An 18,099-nucleotide genomic window follows, 5' to 3' on the forward strand; every position below is an offset into this window, starting at 1 on the left:
CCCGCTGACGGGGGAGGAACGCTGCTAGGCCGCGACACGCGCCGGCACCCTGTGACGCGCGTAGAGGAATTCGAGCACAGCGGCGCGGCAGCGCGCGTACTCGGGGTCGGTGGCGAGTTCGAGACGGCGGCGCGGCCGGGCAAGGTCGATCGGCAGGATCTCGCCGATCGTCGCAGCGGGACCGTTGGTCATCATCACCACGCGGTCGGACAACAGCACCGCCTCGTCGACATCGTGGGTGATCATCATCACCGTGTTGCCGAGACGCGCATGGATTTCCATGACGCTGTCCTGCAGGTGCGCGCGGGTCAGCGCGTCGAGCGCGCCGAACGGCTCGTCCATCAGCAGCACTTTGGGCTGCATGGCGAGCGCGCGGGCGATGCCGACCCTCTGCTTCATGCCGCCCGACACTTCGTGCGGCCGCTTGTCCTTGGCCTGGGCCATCTGCACCAGTTCGAGATTGTGCATCACCCAGTCATGGCGCTCGGCCTTGCTCTTCGAGCTGCCGAACACCTTGTCCACCGCGATAGCGATGTTGCCGTAGACGGTCAGCCACGGCAGCAGCGAATGGTTCTGGAACACGATGGCGCGGTCGGGGCCCGGGTCGTCGACCACCTTGCCTTCGAGGAAGACCTCGCCGCTGGTCGACTTCAACAGGCCGCCCAGGATGTTGAGCAAGGTCGACTTGCCGCATCCCGAATGGCCGATCAGCGAGACGAACTCGCCCTGCTCGATGCGCAGGTTCACGTCGCGCAGCACTTCCGTCGCCATCTGGCCGCGGCGGAAGCTCATGCCGACCTGTTCGAACTTGAGATAGGGTTGAGTGGTCATGGCCGGTTGCTCCTACTGCGCCGAGGCGCCATGCGACACGAAGTGACCGACCACGGCGATCAGCTTGTCGAGCAGGAAGCCGACGATGCCGATGTACACGAGCGCCACGATGATGTCGGAGATGCGCGAGCTGTTCCACGCGTCCCAGATGAAGAAGCCGATGCCGACACCGCCGATCAGCATCTCCGCCGCCACGATGGCGAGCCAGCTCAGGCCGACGCCGATGCGCAGGCCGGTGAAGATGTAGGGCACGGTGGCGGGCAGCGTGATCTTGTAGAAGACCTCCCACCAGGAGAGCCGGATCACCGCCGCGACGTTTCGATAGTCCTGCGGGATGTTCCGCACGCCCACCGACGTGTTGATGATGATCGGCCAGATCGAGGTGATGAAGATCACGAACAGGGCCGATGGATCGGCATGGCGGAAGCCCGCCAGCGACAGCGGCAGCCAGGCGAGCGGCGGCACGGTGCGCAGGACCTGGAAGATCGGATCGAGGCCGCGCATTGCCCAGGTGCTCTGGCCGACCAGCACGCCGAGCGCGATGCCGACGACGGCGGCGAAGCTGAAGCCGATCGCAACGCGCCCGAGGCTCTTGGAGATCTGCCAGAAGGCGCCCTTGTCTATGCCGCCATTGTCGTAGAACGGATCGGCGATGAAGTCCCAGGCATCCGACACCACCTTGGTCGGCGGCGGCAGCCTCGCGCCGGGCTCCGAGCACAGGAGCTGCCAGACGAACAGCGTGATCGAGAGCACGATGAGCGGTGGCAGCACGACGCTCGCGACATGGCGCGCCATTTCCAGAGTACGTTCCAGCGCCGGCCGCACGGGCGGCCGGAACGTCACGATTTCCGCCGAGCTCTCCGGAACGGGCGTGGCGACGGCCACCGAGGCGGCGGCCCTTGCAGCAGCAGGCATCACGCCACCTTCTTGATCTGGAGTGCAGCGAGGTAGGCCTTCGGGTCGGCCGGGTCGAAGACCTTGCCGTCGAAGAACGTCTCCTTGCCGCGCGACGTCCCGGCCGGCATGTCGGCCGCGGCGACGCCGATGGCCTTGGCGGCCTCGCGCCACAGATCCTCGCGATTGACCTTGCCGATGATCGCCTTGGTGTCGAGATCGGCGGCCATCATGCCCCAGCGCTGGTTCTCGGTGAGGAACCACAGCTCGTGGCTCTGGTAGGGATAGGAGGCGTGGTCGCGCCAGAACTTCATCGACAGGTCGCGGTTGTCGATCTTGCGGCCGTCGCCGTAGTTCACCTTGCCTTCGATGCGGTTGATGATGTCGGAGGGGGGACAGTTGAACCACTGGCGCTTGCCGACGATGTCGGCCAGTTCCTTGGCGTTCTCGCGCTTGTCGCACCACTGCGCCGCCTCGAGCACCGCCTGCAGGACGGCCAGCGCCGCCTTCGGATTCTTGTCGACCCACTCGGCGCGCATGGCGAGGCTCTTCTCCGGATGGTTCTTCCAGAGGTCACCTGTGGTGCAGGCGGTGTAGCCGATGCCCTGGTTGACGAGCTGCTCGTTCCACGGTTCGCCGACGCAGAAGGCCTCCATGCTGCCGACCTTCATGTTGGCCACCATCTGGGGCGGCGGCACGACGATGGTCGAGACGTCCTTGTCGGGATCGATGCCGCCTGCGGCCAGCCAGTAGCGGATCCACAGGTCGTGGGTGCCGCCGCGGAAGGTCATCGCGCACTTCGGATCCTTGCCGGCGGCCTTCATCTTGGCAAAGGCCTCCTTGAGCGGCGCCGCATTGACGGTGGCGCCGGTGCTCATCAGGTCCTTGGCGACCGAGATCGCCTGGCCGTTCGTGTTGAGGCGCGACAGGATGTACATCGGCACCGGCTTGTTCTCCGGCGTCGTGAGCCCCAGCGACATCTGGTAGGGCTTGGGCGTCAGGATATGGGCGCCGTCGACGCCGCCTGAAGACGAACCCAGCACGGTATTGTCGCGCGTCGTGCCCCAGGACGCCTGCTTGGCGACGTTGGCGTCGGTAATGCCGTACTTGTCGAACAGCTTCTTTTCCTTGGCGATGATCAGCGGCGAGGAATCGGTGAGCGCGATGAAGCCCAGCGTGACCTTGTTGGTCTCCGGTCCGCTCGTCTGCGCGAAGGCGCCGCCCGGGAAGGAGGCACGCACGGCGCTCATCAGGGCGGCCGTCGCCGCGACGCCCGAGGCGCTCTTGAAAAGGTCGCGCCGTCCCAGGCCCTTGCGGCCGTTCCTAGTCGCCATGATTGCTCTCCTGCTGTTTGAAGGTCGTTGAGGTTTCGTTGTTGGGGTCGAACACCGACCCATCGAGGAAACTGTCGGGACCCATCGCCACCGGTGCGCCGTTGGTCGGCAGGATCCAGGGATCGGAATGCGCACCCTCGACCTTGCGGTCTCCCAGCGGGCACGGCAGGCCAAGCTCGCTGGCGGCGGCGCGGTAGATGTCGCTGCGGAACACGCGATCGGCCACGGCGCGCATGTCGGGGCGCGACTCGACCTGGCCCCACCGCACCATCTGCGACAGGTACCAGTCGGCATGGCTGCGCCACGGGAAGTTGGCGAGCTGGCGATGGAAGATGTGGAAGTCCGGAAGACTCAACGAGCGGCCGATCACATCCGCCGGCACGTTGAGGAAGCGGGGCATCGCCAGGATGCGCGCCGCCTCGGGCCGGTTGGCCGGTTCGTCGAGCCAGGCGCAGGCCTCGATGATGGCCTTCACGAGCGCGATGAGAGTCTTGGGATTGCGTTGCGCCCAGGCCTCGGTCGTACCCAGCACCTTCTCGGGCATCGAGTCCCAGATCTGCCGGCTGGACGCGGCGATGCGGCCGATGCCGAGGGTCGCGGATTGCTGGTTCCACGGCTCGCCGACGCAGTAGCCGTCGATCGTGCCGCCCGAGAGATGCGCCACCATGTGAGGCGGCGGCACGACCGTGAGGCGCACGTCGCGATCCGGATCGATGCCGCCCGAAGCGAGCCACAGGCGCAGCAGGTGATTGTGCGAGGAGTAGGTGAAGACCGACGCCAGCGTGATGGGCGGGCGGCCCTCGCACGCGCGGCGAGCAACGACGGCGGCCAGGGCGCGGGCATCGAGCGGCGCGCCGGCCGGGCGATGGTCGCCGACATGCTCGGGCGCAGCGTCCTCGATCTCCCGCCACAGCGCGTTCGACAGCGTGATCGAGTTGCCGTTCAGATGCAGCGTCATCGCCGCGATCATCGGGACGTTGACGCTGTCGATGCCCAGCGTGGTCGCGAGCGGCATCGGCGAGAGCATGTGGGCCGCGTCGAGCAGGCCGACCGCGAGCTTGTCGCGGATGTTGGACCAGGAGACTTCGCGGAGCAGTTCGACGTCGAGACCGTGACGCTCGTAGAGGCCGAGCACCTCCGCGAACAGCACGGGCGCGCAGTCGATCAGGGGAATGAACCCCACCCTCACCTTCGGTCGCTCGACTTGTCCCACCAGACTCGACTCCAAAAAAAAAGACGCCCCAAGCGGCCGCGATGAAGCGACCGTGTGGGACGTCATTGTCCGGGAGGGCAGACCGCCATTGGCCTGCCCGAAATTCAGGAGCCGCCCGTCATTGGGCGCCTCGCCTGTAGTTCAGCAGGAAACATGCCAACCGCCGAAGGCGCCGCCGCGATCGGCCAAGTGGCTGATCCATCGATGAAAGTGTCGACGACCTCGAAAATCACCCCTTTGGGGTCGTGTTATCGAGTGCTCGCAAATGCAGCATGGCCGCCAAAGAGGCAGGCATCTCGCCTGCCTAGAACTTCAGCGCCTTCGCATAGGTGAGAAGGTCCTGCGCCACTTCGCCAATGCGCTTGTTCTGATCCATGGCGAGCTTGCGCAGCAGTTTGTAGGCGGCCTCTTCGCCGATCCCCTTCTGCTCCATCAGGAAGCCCTTGGCGCGATCGACGGTCTTGCGTTCCACGAGCGACAGGCGCGCGCGGTCGAGTTCCTCGCGCATCGCGTGATAACGATTGAAGTGCGCGACCGCGACGTCGACGACCGGTTGCACGCGGTCCTGCGTCAGTCCCTTCACGACATAGGCGGACACGCCCGCCTCCATGCCTGCCGCGATGATCGCGGGATCGGACCGATCGGCGAACAGGGCGATGGGACGCGGCTGCTGTTCCGTCGTGCGCCGCAGGTCCTCGATCGCGTCACGACTGGGACTGTCGATGCTGACCACGATAACGTCGGGTTGCAGGACATTGACGCGCGTCGCGAGGTCGTGGGTGCCGTCGAGCCGCGCCAGGAGAACATAGCCGGCATCGCGCAGTCCCAACTCCACGATCTCGGCGCGGGTGGGATTGTCGTCGATCAGCACTACGGACAGTGGCTTTGACACGGATGGCAGATGCTCTCTTGAACCCCGCAGGGCGCAACATCCGTGCCATCAATCCTGGAACGCGACTAAGGCACTGATTCGACGAGCTTTCCATCGGCCCAGCGACCCGGACGCGTCTTGCCCTCGGCGTCGGTGTACTGACCGAAGCCGTTGCGCTGGCCGTTGCGGAAGCCGCCCTCGTAGCGCTCGCGTTCGCCGATGCGTTCGACTCCCGGCCCATCGAGAAGGTCGGCATGGAACTCTCCGGCCCGCACGACATTCGGTTCGGCGAGCGTGCGCTGCAGCCCGAAGCCTTCGAGCCGGCCGCCGACGAAGTTGCCCTCCGACCGCTCGACGCCCGGTTTCTCGCGGATGCCGAGGCCGGTCGACTGGCCGTCCTTCCACTGACCTGCATAGCGCGTGTCGTCGGCAAGCCGGACCGTGCCGAGACCGTTCATGCGGTCGGCACTCCAGTCGCCGGCCTGGCGTTCGCCGTTGCCCAGTTCGGCAACCCCGAGACCTTGCCGCTGGCCGTCGACGACCTGGCCGACATAGCTCGAGCCGCCGCCATAGGTGAGACGTTCGCCGTTCTCGAGATCGGGCCGCCCGGCACGCGCCGCCACGATGCGCGCTTCGCCCGCCATGGCACGGGCGGCCCGGGCCGCTTCGTCCGCGCGTTCGGCCAGAGCCCGGGCCTCGCCCGCGGCACGCTGCGCCTGGTCGACGAGTGCCTTCTGCGCGGGGGTTTCGGACGCGGCCGGTGCCGGCACCGGTGTCGGGGTCGAGGGCGCAGGAGCGGGAGGGGAAGCCGCCGGCGGCGCTTCCTTCGGCGCCGGGACCGGCACGGCAGCGGGCAACGCAGCCTGGGTCTCGACCGCAGGCGTCCCGAGAAGACGCTCGCGAATCTGCGGCTGGTACTTCCAGAGCGCGACGGCCCCCAGCACGAGAAGTATGTACGGCCACCGCCGGCGGGAACGCGCCCTGCCGGAAGATGGCGGTGCCGGCGGCGTCGCCGTATCGCCTGCCTCCTCTACCGAACGGTTCACCCCGCCGAGCCGTGGCGATGCGGAGATGGGACCGGGCATGCGCTGCGTCGGCGCGTCCTCGGCCCGTGGCAGCGAGGCGCCGAACAGGGTGCGCCATTCGGAGATCGTCTGCGGCCGCTGCTCGGGCGCGAAGGCGAGTCCGCGGTCGATCGCCGCGAGCATCGAACCGTCGAAACGGTCGGCATGGGTCACCGCGAGCGGACGATAGGGATCGCTGCCGACGCGGCTCACCGCCTCGGGCGGGGGCGCGCCCGCGATGGCGTGATGCAGGACGGCGGCGGTCGAATAGATGTCGGTCCACGGACCCTGCTTGCCGTCCATCGCATACTGCTCGATCGGCGCGTATTGCGGCGTCAGGATGCTGGTGAGCGTGCGCGTGCGGCCACCCATCGCCTGCCGCGCGGCGCCGAAGTCGATCAGAATCGGCACGCCGTCGCGGCGCACGATGACGTTCGACGGCTTGATGTCGCGGTGCAGGAAGCCCTGGGCATGCACGGCGCCGAGGCCGCTCAGCATGCCCTCCGTGAGGCTGCGCACCTCCTCCGGCTGCAGGCGCCGGCCGGGCTGGCGCAGGATCTGCGCGACGCTGTGGCCGTCCTCGAACTCCATGACGGTGTAGGCCGTGCCGTTGGCTTCGAAGTAGCGCAGCACCGGCACGATGTGGACGTGTCGGAAGCGCGCCAGGGCGCGCGCCTCGTCGAGGAAGCGCTCGCGGCCCCAGGCGAAATCGTCGCCGTAGCGCGCGCTGCGCGGTGCGACCGTGCCGTCCGGCCGGCGCATCGCGAACTCGACCGGCATGTATTCCTTGATGGCGACGAACTTGGCGAGCTGGGTATCGAAGGCCCGATAGGTGATGCCGAAGCCGCCATGGCCGATCAGCGCATCGAGGCGATAGTCGCCGAGCTGCGTGCCCACCGGCAGGGCCTGATCGTGTTCTGCTGTCATGGGTACGCGCAACCTCGGCCCCTAGATGCGCGCTCTTGCTCAGCCGCACAAGCGGCCGGACGCCCGCTCAGCGGCTGGTGTTCGAGGCGGTGATCACAGCTTGCGGCCCGGCGTCGCGAATTTCCGGCATCATCTGCATAATCATGAGGAGGAGGCAAAGGCCGATCCCCGTGAGCATCGTGGCAGGCCCCGTGCGCAGATAGGGTGTGGGCATCGAGGCCCGTCGTTCGTCCGCCATGTCGGACAACTCCAAAAATAAGCTTCGTCAAAATAACTACGGCCAAGCGACCCTGAAATTGGGCCAAGCCTGAAGGAAGCTTAACTCAACTCGCCTTAAAAATCCAACAAACCCATGGAATCACAATGGGTTAATAGATGATGTGAAGAACAAAAGCGAACCCACAACTCCTTGCATCGCCCGTCGCGCGAATCGGACGCGAAGTCGGTCCACAGGCAGGGTAGGATGAGCGTCATGGATACAGCCCTTCCTCGCGACAATGTCCGCACCTTGGTTCTGACTGGTGCAAGCCGAGGCATCGGCCATGCGACCGTGAAGAAGTTCAGCGCCAACGGCTGGCGGGTGATCACGATCTCTCGCCAGCCCTTCAGTGCGCTGTGCCCCTGGCCGAGCGGCGGCGAGAACCATGTCCAGCTAGACCTCGCCGATCCCGTCGACATCGGCCGCGGCATCGAGCAGATCCGCTCGCGCCTGGCCGGCGGCCGGCTCGATGCGCTGGTGAACAACGCCGCCATCTCGCCCAAGGGCAAGGGCGGCGAGCGGCTCGGCGCGATGGACACGCCGTTCGACCTGTGGCGGCAGGTCTTCAACGTCAATTTCTTCGCGCCCGTCGCGCTGGCGCGCGGCCTGGTCACCGAGTTGTCGACGGCGCAGGGTTGCGTCGTCAACGTCACCTCGATCGCTGGAAGCCGCGTCCATCCCTTCGCAGGATCGGCCTATGCCACGTCCAAGGCAGCACTCGCCGCGCTGACCCGCGAGATGAGCCACGATTTCGGGCCGCGCGGCATTCGCGTCAACGCGATCGCCCCAGGCGAGATCGACACGGCGATCCTGTCGCCCGGCACCGAGAAGATCGTCGAGGAGCAGATTCCGATGCGACGGCTCGGCACGCCCGACGAGGTCGCCGACGTGATTCACTTCCTTTGCGAGAAGGGATCGAGTTACGTTTCCGGGGCCGAGATCCAGATCAACGGCGGCCAGCACGTCTGAGATTCCTCCCCATTCAAATGGGGAGGTGTCGACGTCATACGGCGACGGAGGGGTCATGAGCCGCAGCAGGTTGCCCCTGCCCCCTCCGTCGCGGATTACCGCGCCACCTCCCCATTCGAATGGGGAGGCAGTAAAAGTAACAGGGAGACCGTCATGGACACGATGACCAACCTCAAGGGCGAGACCGGCCGCGACGCGCGCCGCCGCATCCGCGCAGGCGCCGCCCGCCTGCCGACCTCCGGCATGGCGCCGGGCTATGTCCAGGGCAACCTCGCGATCCTGCCCAAGGCGCTCGCCGCCGACTTCGCACGCTTTTGCATGCTCAACCCCAAGCCCTGCCCCCTGCTGGGACAGTCCGAGCCGGGAGACTGGAGGCTGCCGACGCTGGGCGAGGATCTCGATATCCGTACCGACATCCCGCTCTATCGCATCTGGAAGAACGGCGAGATGGTCGAGGAAGTGACCGACCTCAAGGGCGTGTGGCGCGACGACCTCGTCTCCTTCGTGCTGGGCTGCTCCTTCTCCTTCGAGGAAGCGCTGATCGAGAACGGCCTCGAGCTGCGGCACCAGAGCTGCAACAGCAACGTGCCGATGTTCCGCACCAACATCGAATGCGCGCCCGCCGGTCCCTTCCACGGGCCGATGGTCGTCTCGATGCGTCCGTTCAAGCCGGCCGACGCGATCCGCGCCGTGCAGGTGACGACGCGCTTCCCCTCGGTCCACGGCGCGCCGGTGCATCTCGGCAAGCCCGAGATGATCGGCATCAAGGACATCGGCAAGCCCGACTATGGCGACGCGGTGCCGGTGCGCGACGACGAATATCCCGTGTTCTGGGCCTGTGGCGTCACCCCGCAATCGGTCGTGGCGACCGTGAAGCCGGAGTTCTGCATCACTCACGCGCCGGGCTACATGCTGATCACCGATCTGCTCAACTCGCGCCTGGCCGTCCTCTGACGATGGCGCGCCTGGAATTCGAGGGCCACGCCAAGGGCGCGGTCGAGCAGGTCTCCGTCGACATCGACAATCTCGTCATCGCCGGCTGGACCGGGCGCGACGTGACCGCGCTCAACCATCACATCGAGGAGCTGAAGGCGATCGGCGTACAGCCGCCTTCGCGGGTGCCGATCTACTATCGTGCCTCCGCGCAGATGCTGACGCAGGCCGATCGCATCCAGGTACTGGGCGAGGACAGTTCGGGCGAAGTCGAGCCCGTCCTGGTCGGCGCCGCCGACCGTCTCTGGGTCACGGTCGGGGCCGACCATACCGATCGCAAGGTCGAGAGCTACGGCATCGCCGTTTCGAAGCAGATGTGCGCCAAGCCGATCGGCCGCACCGCCTGGCGTTTCGAGGAGGTCGAGCCGCACTGGGACCAGCTGATCCTGCGCAGCTTCGTGCAGGAAGGCGGCAGGAAAATTCTGTATCAGGAAGGTCCGCTGGCCCGGATTCGCGACCCTCGCGAGCTGATCTTCGGATGGAAGGACAACAAGCGCCTGCCCATGGGCAGCGTGATGTTCTGCGGCACCATGCCGGCAATCGGCGCCATCCGGCCCTCCTCGCGCTTCGAGATGGAGCTCGACGACCCGGTGCTCGGCCGCAAGATCACCCACGCCTACGACATCGAGACCCTGCCGGTCATCGCCTGAGGCAGGCTTTGCGCTTTTTAAGGAAGGCGAAGGATCCCTCACTATGTTCGGGATGACACCGCTTTTTGTATCGACGCACTGCGCAAACCCAAGCAGTCGTGTCATCCCGAACATAGTGAGGGATCCTTGCTCATATGCGACCGTCCTCCCGCGGACGCGGGAGGGATACAAATACGACGCATGGCTTTGATGCAGGTCCGGCCTTGCGTGAAAGGCGCCGGTAAACGTACGTTCAGCTCCTTCGGGAGGAACAAGTGACCACGATCAAGGGCGCCTACGACGGCATTACCGTTCTCGACTTCACGCAGGGCATTGCGGGGCCGCACGCCTCCATGCTGCTCGCGCTGCACGGCGCCGACGTCATCAAGGTCGAGCCGCCCGAAGGCGACTGGGGCCGCGCGCTGGGCGAACTGAAGGGCGATCACTGCGCCCATTCCGTCGCCTTCAACCGCGGCAAGCGCTCGATCGCGCTGGACCTCAAGTCGGCCGACGGCATCGCCGTTGCCAGGAAGATCGCCGCCAAGGCGCATGTGGTGATGGAAAGCTTCCGCCCCGGCGTGATCTCGCGGCTCGGCTTCGGCTACGACGACATCAAGAAGATCAATCCGAGCGTCGTGTATTGCTCGGTGTCGGGCTTCGGCCAGACCGGCCCCTACAGCAAGCGTCCGACCGTGGACGGGCTGATTCAGGCGTTCAGCGGCATGATGGTGATGAACAAGATGCCCGATGGCACGCCGTGGCGTCAGGGCATGATCGCCGTCGACGTGACGACCGGCCTCTACACCTTCCAGGCGCTGTCGACCGCGCTGATGCGCCAGTTCCGCTACAACGAAGGTTGCTTCATCGATTCGAGCCTGATGCGCGCCGCAGCCGCCTTCCAGGGCGCCAAGCTGATGGAATGGGTGTTCTCCAAGGGCGCACCGCCGGTGCTCTACATGCCGGCCGGCAGCTACAAGACGTCGAACGGCTACATCATGGTGAGCGCCATGCGGCCGCACCATTTCCGGCTGCTGTTCGAGCTGATCGGCCGCCAGGACATCGCCGACGACCCCGACCTGCAGAGCCACGAGAACCGAATCAAGAATGCGCCGAAGATCATCAAGGCGCTGAACGAGACGATGCCGACCAAGACGACCGAGGAGTGGATCGCGATCCTGCAGCCCAAGGACGTGTTCTGCGAGCGGGTGAACAACTACTCCGACTATCTCGACCATCCGCACGTCAAGGAATCGGGCGCGATCGACTGGATCGAGCAGGACGGATTCGGCCGCATGCCGGTCGCCAACATCGCGGGCCTGCCGCCCGCGTCGGAACACGCGCCGCAGCAGCACGCCCCGCATATCGGCGAGGACGGGCCGGACATCCTGAGCGAGCTGGGCTACGCCGCGTCCGACATCGACGCGATGTTCGCGCGCGGTGGCGTGCGGGCGCCGTTGCCCGCGGTCAAGGCAGCGGACTGAGCGCGAAGCGCTCGACGTCGCGACGGCTGCGCAGCCGCACGACGCGTTTCTCCGCGGCGAGCGCTTCGCATTCCTGCGCGAAGCGCTCGCGATTTCGGTGATGCGTCTTCAGCGCATAGAGCAGGATCGAGTTGCGGCTGAGAAAGGCGTTGCCGAGCGTCTCGCGATTGCCGGTGCCCCACAGTTCCTCGCGGGTCACGGCGCGCTTCACCGTCCGCCGCAGCAGGCGCCCCATGACGACAGGCAGTGGCAGATCGAGCCAGACCAGCGTGTCGGCCGGACGCCACACCAGGTCGCGCACCTGGCCATAGTTGCCGACGACGATCCAGCCGTCCTCGCAGGTCTCGCACTCGACGCGATGGCGGAACAGCTCGGCCGGCGCCGGCTGCCAGTCGCGCCCCCAGAACAGGGCGTCGAGCTCGACCACGCGCAGGCCGGTGCGGTCGGCGAGCCGTTCGGCCAGCCAACTCTTGCCCGATCCTGTCGTTCCGAACACGACCACCCTCTGCATGGTCGAAGTCTAGCGGTCGCGACCACCGTCTAGCAGGGACGCTTTTCGCCACACCCTGCCAACGTCGGGGCTGTTGCCGCGCGGCGGCGGATCGGAGACAGTCGCCCATGCATATCGGACTTATCGCCGGCATCGGACCGGCCGCCACCGACTTCTACTATCGAGGCCTGATCGAACGGCACGTCGCGGCCGGCACTCGGCTCGACCTCACCATGGCGCATGCCGACGTGCGCGAGATGAGCCGTAATCTCGTGGCCAAGAATCCCAGCAAACAGGCGGAGATTTTCGCCGGACTCGTCGGTCGCATGAAGGCCGCTGGCGCGCAGGCCGCCGCCATCACCTCCATGGGCGGCCATTTCTGCGTGAACGAGCTGATGGCGATCTCGCCGCTTCCCATCCTCAACGCCATCCCCGCGGTCGACGCATCGCTGGCCAAGGGGAAGTTCAGGAAGATTGGCATCCTGGGCACGCGCACCGTGATGGAGACGAAGCTCTACGGCGGCATTCCGTCGGTCGAGGTCGTGCCGACCGAAGCGCTCGACCTGGTTCATGACAACTACGTTGCGATGGCCACCGTCGGCCATGTCACCGAAGCGCAGCGGCGTGTCTTCTTCGACGCCGGCCGCGAGCTTTGTTCGCGCGGCGCCGAGGCCATCATGCTGGGCGGCACCGACCTGTTCCTGGCTTTCGCCGGCCACGAGCCCGGCTTCCCCGTGATCGATTGCGCCGACATTCATGTCGACGCGATCTACGCCAAATCGGCCGCCTGAGGGCCGGGAGCATTCAGATGCCCGACGACAATCGCCTACGCCGCTTTGCCGTGCTGATCGATGCCGACAACACCTCGCCGCGCATCGCCGCGGGACTCTTCGAGGAGATCGCCAAGTTCGGCGAAGCGAGCGTGCGGCGCATCTACGGCGACTTCTCGAGCACGCGCCTCAGGTCGTGGGCCGAGATCCTCCAGAAATACGCGATCGATCCCTACCAGCAGTTCGCCTACACGTCGGGCAAGAACGCGTCTGACATCGCCCTCGTGATCGACGCGATGGACCTGCTGCACAGCCGCCGCTTCGACGGCTTCTGCCTCGTCTCTTCCGACAGCGACTTCACCCGCTTGGCCTCCCGCCTGCGCGAGGAGGGCGCCGACGTCTATGGCTTCGGCGCGCAGAAGACACCCGAAAGCTTCCGCCAGGCGTGCCGCCGCTTCATCTATACCGAGAACCTCCTGCCCGAGGCCGCAGTAACGACACCCGAGGAAGGAAGGGCGCCAAACTCCCTGCAATCGACCAGTGCCGCTATTCCGTTCCTGACGAAGGCGATTGCGCAGATGGAGACGGAGGATGGTTGGGTCAGTCTCGGCGCGGTCGGCCAGCGGCTCGCCAATATCGCCTCCGATTTCGACCCGCGCACCTACGGCTTCCGCAAGCTCAGCGACCTGATCCGCAAGACCGGCGCCTTCGACATGGAGCAGCCCGACGGACGGACCGTGCGCATTCGCGCCAAGCCGGTTCAGGCGCCCAAGGAAGGTACCGGACGGAGCACGGGACGAGGCCGCGGACGTCGCAGAGGCACCACTGTCGCCACCCCTCGGTCACAATCGGAGTAATCTCCGAAGATTCGCATCGCTGGGCCATTTCGCTCGTTGCTTTTGCCAGCGACGGCACCTAAGGCCGAAGGGCGGTTAGCCGACGCCCGCACCCTCTCTCAAGGAAATCCACTCGTTTGAGCACCCTTCCGGAAGCCGCCGGGCCGCGCGCGCAGATGGCGAAAGCCGCTCGCGCCTGGACCCAGGTCCTGGCCCGCTATCGCCAGCCCAGCAACAGCCGCAGCATCTTCGAAATCGCCGTGACGGTCGTGCCGCTCGTCGCCCTGTGGGCGCTGGCCTGGGCGACGCTCGACATCGGCTACTGGCTGGCCCTGCCGCTGGCCATCGCCGCCGGCGCCTTCATGGTGCGGCTGTTCGCGATCCAGCACGATTGCGGGCACGGCGCGTTCTTCAGCAAACGCTCGGCCAACGACTGGATCGGCCGCATCGCCAGCGTCCTGACGCTGACCCCCTACGAGGTCTGGCGGCGCATGCATGCGACTCATCACGCCAGCACCGGCAATCTCGACAAGCGCGGTTTCGGCGATGTCGACACGCTGACGGTCGAGGAGTATCGCGCGCGCTCGTTCTGGGGCCGGTTGCGCTATCGCCTTTATCGCCATCCGCTGATCATGTTCGGTCTCGGGCCCGCCTATCTGTTCATCGTGCAGCATCGCCTGCCGATCGGCCTGATGCGCGACGGGTGGCGGCCCTGGGTCAGCACCATGGCGAACAACCTGGCGATCGTGCTGGTCGCCGGCCTCCTGATCTGGCTGGTCGGCATAAAGGCCTTCCTGCTGATCCACCTGCCGGTCCTGCTGCTCTCCGCCTCCGTCGGCGTCTGGCTGTTCTTCGTCCAGCACCAGTTCGAGCACACGAAATGGGACAGCGATCCGGACTGGAACCTGCATGAGGCGGCGCTGCACGGCAGCTCGCACTACGACCTGCCTGCCTTCCTGCGCTGGTTCACCGCCAACATCGGCATTCACCACGTTCATCATCTCAGCAGCCGCATCCCCTACTACCGGCTGCCAAATGTGTTGCGCGACTACCCCGAACTGCGGGACGTCGGGCGGCTGACCCTGATCCAGAGCTTCCGCTGCGTACGCCTCGTCCTGTGGGACGAGACCCAGCGTCGCCTCGTGTCGTTCCGCGAGGCTCGCGCGTCAGCCCGCTGACGCGCGGCTCTTCAACAGGTTCGCCGCCGCGGGGTCGTGCGGACGTCGGTTGAGGCCTCGATGATGTAGTCCTTACCGGGTGGACCGTAATTAAGTGTAGGTCCTGAGCGTACCGGTGACCGACGACAGGTCGACGCCATCGCTCATCACCTTGCCCTTGTCGAACACCGAGTCGAGGAACTCGGTGAAGGACCCCTTGGGGAAGACGAGCCCCCTGTCGGTCGCGAGGTTGGTGTTGAAGACCGTGTGATCGCGATCGATGAAGTAGATGTTCTCGACACCGTACTTTGTCGCCATCGCGTTCAGCTGTTCGACCGTCAGGTCGGCCGGCCGAGGCTCGCCACGTCGGCGTCGATCTGCGGCAGCACCTGCGCCATGGCCGCGGTGTTGCGCTTGTTCTCGCTGCGCAACATCGTCTCGAAGACGTCGAAGCGTTCGCCGAGGCTTGTCTCGATGCGACGCAGGTCCTCGTCCTGCAGGCCCGACACCAGCCTGTACATGGCCAGCGACGCCACGAGCGTCGCGCCGAGGCTCACGGCCACCAGCACCGTGAGCAGGAACAGACCGACCTTTCGCTTCATCGAAAGCCGGTCCTTTCAGCCGATCAGGTGTTCTGCCACAGCCGCGTCGTGTAGGCGCCCTCGACGTTGGCGTCGATCTGGGCTGCGACGGCATCGCTCTCGCCGATGCGCGGGGCGATGATCTTGCCGAACGAGATGCGCCCAGGCGCCGGCCACGCCTTGGGGTCCCACAGCTTGGCGCGCACGATCGAGCGGGCACAGTGGAAGTAGCAATGCTTGATGTGGACGCGGGTCGCCAGCAGCGCCGGCTTGCCCAGCGAGCTCAGAGAGGCGACGAGTTCGGCATCGTCGTGGATTTCCGCGGTGCCGGATATGCGCAGCGTCTCGCCGGTCGCGGGGACCAGGGCGATGATGCCGATCTTCCCGGTCGCGATGATGTTGTTCAGGCCGAAGGCCAGGTTGTTGCCGACACGCTCCGGGATCAGCAGTGTCTTCGGATCCTCGATCCGGATGAAGCCCGGCTCGTCACCCTTCGGCGACACTTCGATGGTGCCATCCGCCGAGGCCGTGCTGACCAGAGCAAAGGGGCAGCGCTTGAGGAAATCGATCGACTGCTCGTCGAGCGCGTCGAGGATCTTGGCGTGTGTGGCCGGCCGCGGCTCGGCGATAGTCCGCCGAAGTTCTTCCTTCGTGGTGATGCGAGCCATTGAGGCAACTCCTTCAAGACGCGTTCCGCGGCACCATCCGTCACTTGCGAACGACTTGCAACCATGCCTGCGGCAAGGATTCTCCAGCCTCGGCAGTATGATCAAGGATCCTTCGCGGCGCTCAGGATGACACCGATTTTTTTATGGACGCACAGCCCTAGTACAAGAAACGGTGTCATCCCGAACGAAGTGAGGGATCCTTCTCTTCCCCCGGTGACTAGGCGAAGTGCGGCGCCACTTCCTGCATGAAGCGCTGCATCTGCTCCTTCACCATCGCGTGCGGCTTCTGGCCATAGTTGAAGTAGAGGATGACCTCGGCGACGCCGGCCGCCTCCACCTGCTTCAGCGTGTCGACGATGTGCTGCGGGCTGCCGCACAGGATCGACTTGTCGGTGAGCTTCTCCGGCCGCATGTCGCGAAGAATGTTCACGATGTCGACGAAGTACTTGTAGGTCGGCGGCACCTTCTCGCCCGACGAGGACGGAAACGCCGCGATCAGCGCGTCCTGGAAATAGCGCACCAGCGCTTCCTTGCCGTAGTTCTCCTCCTCCGGCGTCGAGGCGATGTGCACGAAGTAGGAGCACATGGCCCGCCGCATCGGCCGCTTGAAGCCGGTCTCGCAGGTTTCGCGATAGACCCGCACCGCATCGGCAAGGGAGCCGTAGACCATCGCAGCCGCAAACGGCGCGTAGATCACGTTCCAGTCGTTCTTCGCCGCGAGTTCCATCGACGGCCGCGAGAAGCAGGCCACATAGGGCCGGAGCGGGCTCTGCGCCGGCTTAGGTCGCACCTCGACGTCGTCGAATTGATAGAACCTGCCCTTGTGGGACCACTTGCCGGGCTCGGTCCAGGCGCGCCACACGATCTCCAGCCCCTCGGCGAACAGCTCGGCCGAATCGTCGAAGGGCATCTGGAACGGATCGTACTCCTTGCGGTCGTAGCCGCGCCCGGCAGCGAAATCGACCCGGCCACCCGACAGGAGATCGAGCGTCGCCCATTCCTCCGCGACGTGCAGCGGATGATGCACCGGCAGCAGCGTCACCGCCGGCGCCAGGCGCAGCTTCGTCGTGGCACCCGCCAGTTGCGCCAGCATCGCCAGAGGCGAGGCGTTGACGCCCAGCAGGTTGAAATGATGCTCGCCGATCCAGGCCGAGTTCAGCCCGACCTTCTCCGCCCATATCGCCTCGGCATAGATGTCCTTGATGAAGGACTCCGCCGAACGCGGATTGTTGGGATAGCGATTGTCGGACAGCGTGAAATAGCCAAACTGCATAGCGCTTCTCCGCCTTGTCTTACGTCGGTCGATCAGGTCCGACGCGGTTCCGGAACCTGCTCTTCGAGGGACCGTCGTCTGGGTGAAGTTCAAACAAGAGAAAGCTGAAGGAACTCCTCTCCCGGGTGGCTAAGAGCTGTCGGGATGGAGGCGCCGCTCGAGCAACTCGGCGACATGCCGGCCCAGGCGAACCAGATAGCTGCGGGTCTCGCGCTCCGCCGTCGCACCGTCGCCGGCAACGACCGCCGCAACGAACGCGGCGTGTCCCGCCTTGACGAAAGGCGGCAGGTCGCGATGGCCGAAGGCCACCCTGATGAGGAAGTCGCTCTGGTCCCAGAAAGACTCGGCGATTCCAATGCTCGGACGCGAGCGTGCCAGGTCGTGCAGCAGTTCGTACCGGCGACGATTGCGCTGCCTCAGTTCCATGAACCGGGCAGCCGGGCCGTCCGGGAGTCCGTCCGGCGACGCCAGGGCTGCGCATCGGCGCTCGAAGTGGGCGGCATCGGCGGCCGAGCGCCGCTCCGCGGCGAGACGGGCGATGACCCCCTCGGTGGCGCCGAAGATCTCGTAGAGGTCCTTCACTTCGGCCGGAACGGGGCGGACCACGCGGCAGCCGACCTGGGGCAGGATTTCGAGGAGTCCCTCCACCGTCAGACGGCGGATTGCGTCTGTCACCGGCGCGCGACTGATCGAGAGGACACGGCCCACCGCTTCCGACGAGATCTGGTCGCCCGGATCCAGCCCGCCACCGAGCAGCAACCCCTTCAGGTAGGCATAGGCCAGATCGTGAAGCCGCGGCGTGCCCCGCCACAAGGCTTCAGGGGCATCCGGCAGAACCACGTTGAGGGATGTTCGCATG

At 65.9% G+C, this 18,099-nt stretch carries 20 protein-coding genes; 7 read left to right on the forward strand and 13 right to left on the reverse strand.

Annotated features, from left to right (window positions below):
- Nucleotides 1-24 precede the first annotated feature (24 nt).
- The 7 genes from KQ910_RS04860 to KQ910_RS04890 all read right to left on the reverse strand — a co-directional run bounded on the left by KQ910_RS04860 (nucleotide 25) and on the right by KQ910_RS04890 (nucleotide 7,372).
- Nucleotides 25-831 carry an ABC transporter ATP-binding protein gene (locus KQ910_RS04860; protein WP_216957347.1) on the reverse strand — a complete coding sequence of 269 codons (807 nt, stop codon included), beginning with the start codon at nucleotides 829-831 and terminating at the stop codon, nucleotides 25-27.
- Nucleotides 832-843: 12 nt separating this feature from the next.
- On the reverse strand, nucleotides 844-1,746 hold the full coding sequence (gene ntrB, locus KQ910_RS04865; protein WP_216957348.1) for a nitrate ABC transporter permease: 903 nt from the start codon (nucleotides 1,744-1,746) through the stop codon (nucleotides 844-846).
- On the reverse strand, nucleotides 1,746-3,059 hold the full coding sequence (locus KQ910_RS04870) for a CmpA/NrtA family ABC transporter substrate-binding protein (protein ID WP_216957349.1): 1,314 nt from the start codon (nucleotides 3,057-3,059) through the stop codon (nucleotides 1,746-1,748). Before KQ910_RS04870 ends, ntrB begins: the two co-directional genes overlap by 1 nt.
- Nucleotides 3,049-4,272 carry a CmpA/NrtA family ABC transporter substrate-binding protein gene (locus tag KQ910_RS04875; RefSeq protein ID WP_216957350.1) on the reverse strand — a complete coding sequence of 408 codons (1,224 nt, stop codon included), beginning with the start codon at nucleotides 4,270-4,272 and terminating at the stop codon, nucleotides 3,049-3,051. Before KQ910_RS04875 ends, KQ910_RS04870 begins: the two co-directional genes overlap by 11 nt.
- A gap of 304 nt (nucleotides 4,273-4,576) precedes the next feature.
- The gene (locus KQ910_RS27140; protein WP_216957351.1) at nucleotides 4,577-5,164 is read right to left on the reverse strand and encodes an ANTAR domain-containing response regulator; all 588 of its coding nucleotides are present in this window, start codon (nucleotides 5,162-5,164) and stop codon (nucleotides 4,577-4,579) included.
- Nucleotides 5,165-5,229: 65 nt separating this feature from the next.
- Nucleotides 5,230-7,134, reverse strand: a complete 1,905-nt coding sequence (locus KQ910_RS04885) for a protein kinase domain-containing protein (protein WP_216957352.1) — start codon at nucleotides 7,132-7,134, stop codon at nucleotides 5,230-5,232.
- 67 nt (nucleotides 7,135-7,201) lie between these two features.
- On the reverse strand, nucleotides 7,202-7,372 hold the full coding sequence (locus KQ910_RS04890; RefSeq protein ID WP_216957353.1) for a hypothetical protein: 171 nt from the start codon (nucleotides 7,370-7,372) through the stop codon (nucleotides 7,202-7,204).
- 234 nt (nucleotides 7,373-7,606) lie between these two features.
- Between KQ910_RS04890 and KQ910_RS04895 the strand changes: the two genes are divergently transcribed.
- The 4 genes from KQ910_RS04895 (at nucleotide 7,607) to KQ910_RS04910 (ending at nucleotide 11,465) form a co-directional block, all read left to right on the forward strand.
- Nucleotides 7,607-8,362, forward strand: coding sequence for an SDR family NAD(P)-dependent oxidoreductase (locus KQ910_RS04895; protein WP_439653316.1), 756 nt, complete (start codon nucleotides 7,607-7,609; stop codon nucleotides 8,360-8,362).
- Between the two features lie 153 nt (nucleotides 8,363-8,515).
- Complete coding sequence (locus KQ910_RS04900) at nucleotides 8,516-9,316, forward strand: putative hydro-lyase (protein ID WP_216957355.1); 801 nt, start codon at nucleotides 8,516-8,518, stop codon at nucleotides 9,314-9,316.
- 2 nt (nucleotides 9,317-9,318) lie between these two features.
- A complete protein-coding gene (locus KQ910_RS04905; RefSeq protein WP_216957356.1) occupies nucleotides 9,319-10,005 on the forward strand; it encodes a DUF2848 domain-containing protein in 687 nt (228 codons plus the stop codon).
- 254 nt (nucleotides 10,006-10,259) lie between these two features.
- Nucleotides 10,260-11,465, forward strand: coding sequence for a CaiB/BaiF CoA transferase family protein (locus KQ910_RS04910; protein ID WP_216957357.1), 1,206 nt, complete (start codon nucleotides 10,260-10,262; stop codon nucleotides 11,463-11,465).
- Here KQ910_RS04910 and KQ910_RS04915 read toward each other — a convergent pair.
- Entirely contained in the window at nucleotides 11,449-11,961 is a 513-nt protein-coding gene (locus KQ910_RS04915) for a P-loop NTPase family protein (protein ID WP_216957358.1), read from the reverse strand. The genes KQ910_RS04910 and KQ910_RS04915 overlap by 17 nt on opposite strands.
- A gap of 122 nt (nucleotides 11,962-12,083) precedes the next feature.
- Here KQ910_RS04915 and KQ910_RS04920 point away from each other — a divergent pair, with 122 nt between their 5' ends.
- The 3 genes from KQ910_RS04920 to KQ910_RS04930 all read left to right on the forward strand — a co-directional run bounded on the left by KQ910_RS04920 (nucleotide 12,084) and on the right by KQ910_RS04930 (nucleotide 14,739).
- Nucleotides 12,084-12,746, forward strand: coding sequence for an aspartate/glutamate racemase family protein (locus tag KQ910_RS04920; RefSeq protein WP_216957359.1), 663 nt, complete (start codon nucleotides 12,084-12,086; stop codon nucleotides 12,744-12,746).
- A gap of 17 nt (nucleotides 12,747-12,763) precedes the next feature.
- Complete coding sequence (locus KQ910_RS04925) at nucleotides 12,764-13,582, forward strand: NYN domain-containing protein (protein WP_216957360.1); 819 nt, start codon at nucleotides 12,764-12,766, stop codon at nucleotides 13,580-13,582.
- 155 nt (nucleotides 13,583-13,737) lie between these two features.
- Nucleotides 13,738-14,739 (forward strand): fatty acid desaturase, encoded by a 1,002-nt coding sequence (locus KQ910_RS04930; RefSeq protein WP_216963592.1) that lies wholly within the window; start codon nucleotides 13,738-13,740, stop codon nucleotides 14,737-14,739.
- 90 nt (nucleotides 14,740-14,829) lie between these two features.
- Here KQ910_RS04930 and KQ910_RS04935 read toward each other — a convergent pair whose 3' ends face one another.
- The 5 genes from KQ910_RS04935 to KQ910_RS04955 form a co-directional block, all read right to left on the reverse strand.
- Nucleotides 14,830-15,036, reverse strand: coding sequence for a hypothetical protein (locus KQ910_RS04935; RefSeq protein ID WP_216957361.1), 207 nt, complete (start codon nucleotides 15,034-15,036; stop codon nucleotides 14,830-14,832).
- Between the two features lie 20 nt (nucleotides 15,037-15,056).
- A complete protein-coding gene (locus tag KQ910_RS04940; protein WP_216957362.1) occupies nucleotides 15,057-15,320 on the reverse strand; it encodes a hypothetical protein in 264 nt (87 codons plus the stop codon).
- 23 nt (nucleotides 15,321-15,343) lie between these two features.
- A complete protein-coding gene (locus KQ910_RS04945; RefSeq protein ID WP_216957363.1) occupies nucleotides 15,344-15,967 on the reverse strand; it encodes an MSMEG_1061 family FMN-dependent PPOX-type flavoprotein in 624 nt (207 codons plus the stop codon).
- A gap of 217 nt (nucleotides 15,968-16,184) precedes the next feature.
- The gene (locus KQ910_RS04950) at nucleotides 16,185-17,240 is read right to left on the reverse strand and encodes an LLM class flavin-dependent oxidoreductase (protein ID WP_216957364.1); all 1,056 of its coding nucleotides are present in this window, start codon (nucleotides 17,238-17,240) and stop codon (nucleotides 16,185-16,187) included.
- 129 nt (nucleotides 17,241-17,369) lie between these two features.
- Entirely contained in the window at nucleotides 17,370-18,098 is a 729-nt protein-coding gene (locus tag KQ910_RS04955) for a GntR family transcriptional regulator (RefSeq protein ID WP_216957365.1), read from the reverse strand.
- Between the last annotated feature and the right edge of the window lies 1 nt (nucleotide 18,099).

It is taken from the genome of Reyranella humidisoli (assembly GCF_019039055.1).
In the GTDB taxonomy this organism is placed as follows: domain Bacteria; phylum Pseudomonadota; class Alphaproteobacteria; order Reyranellales; family Reyranellaceae; genus Reyranella; species Reyranella humidisoli.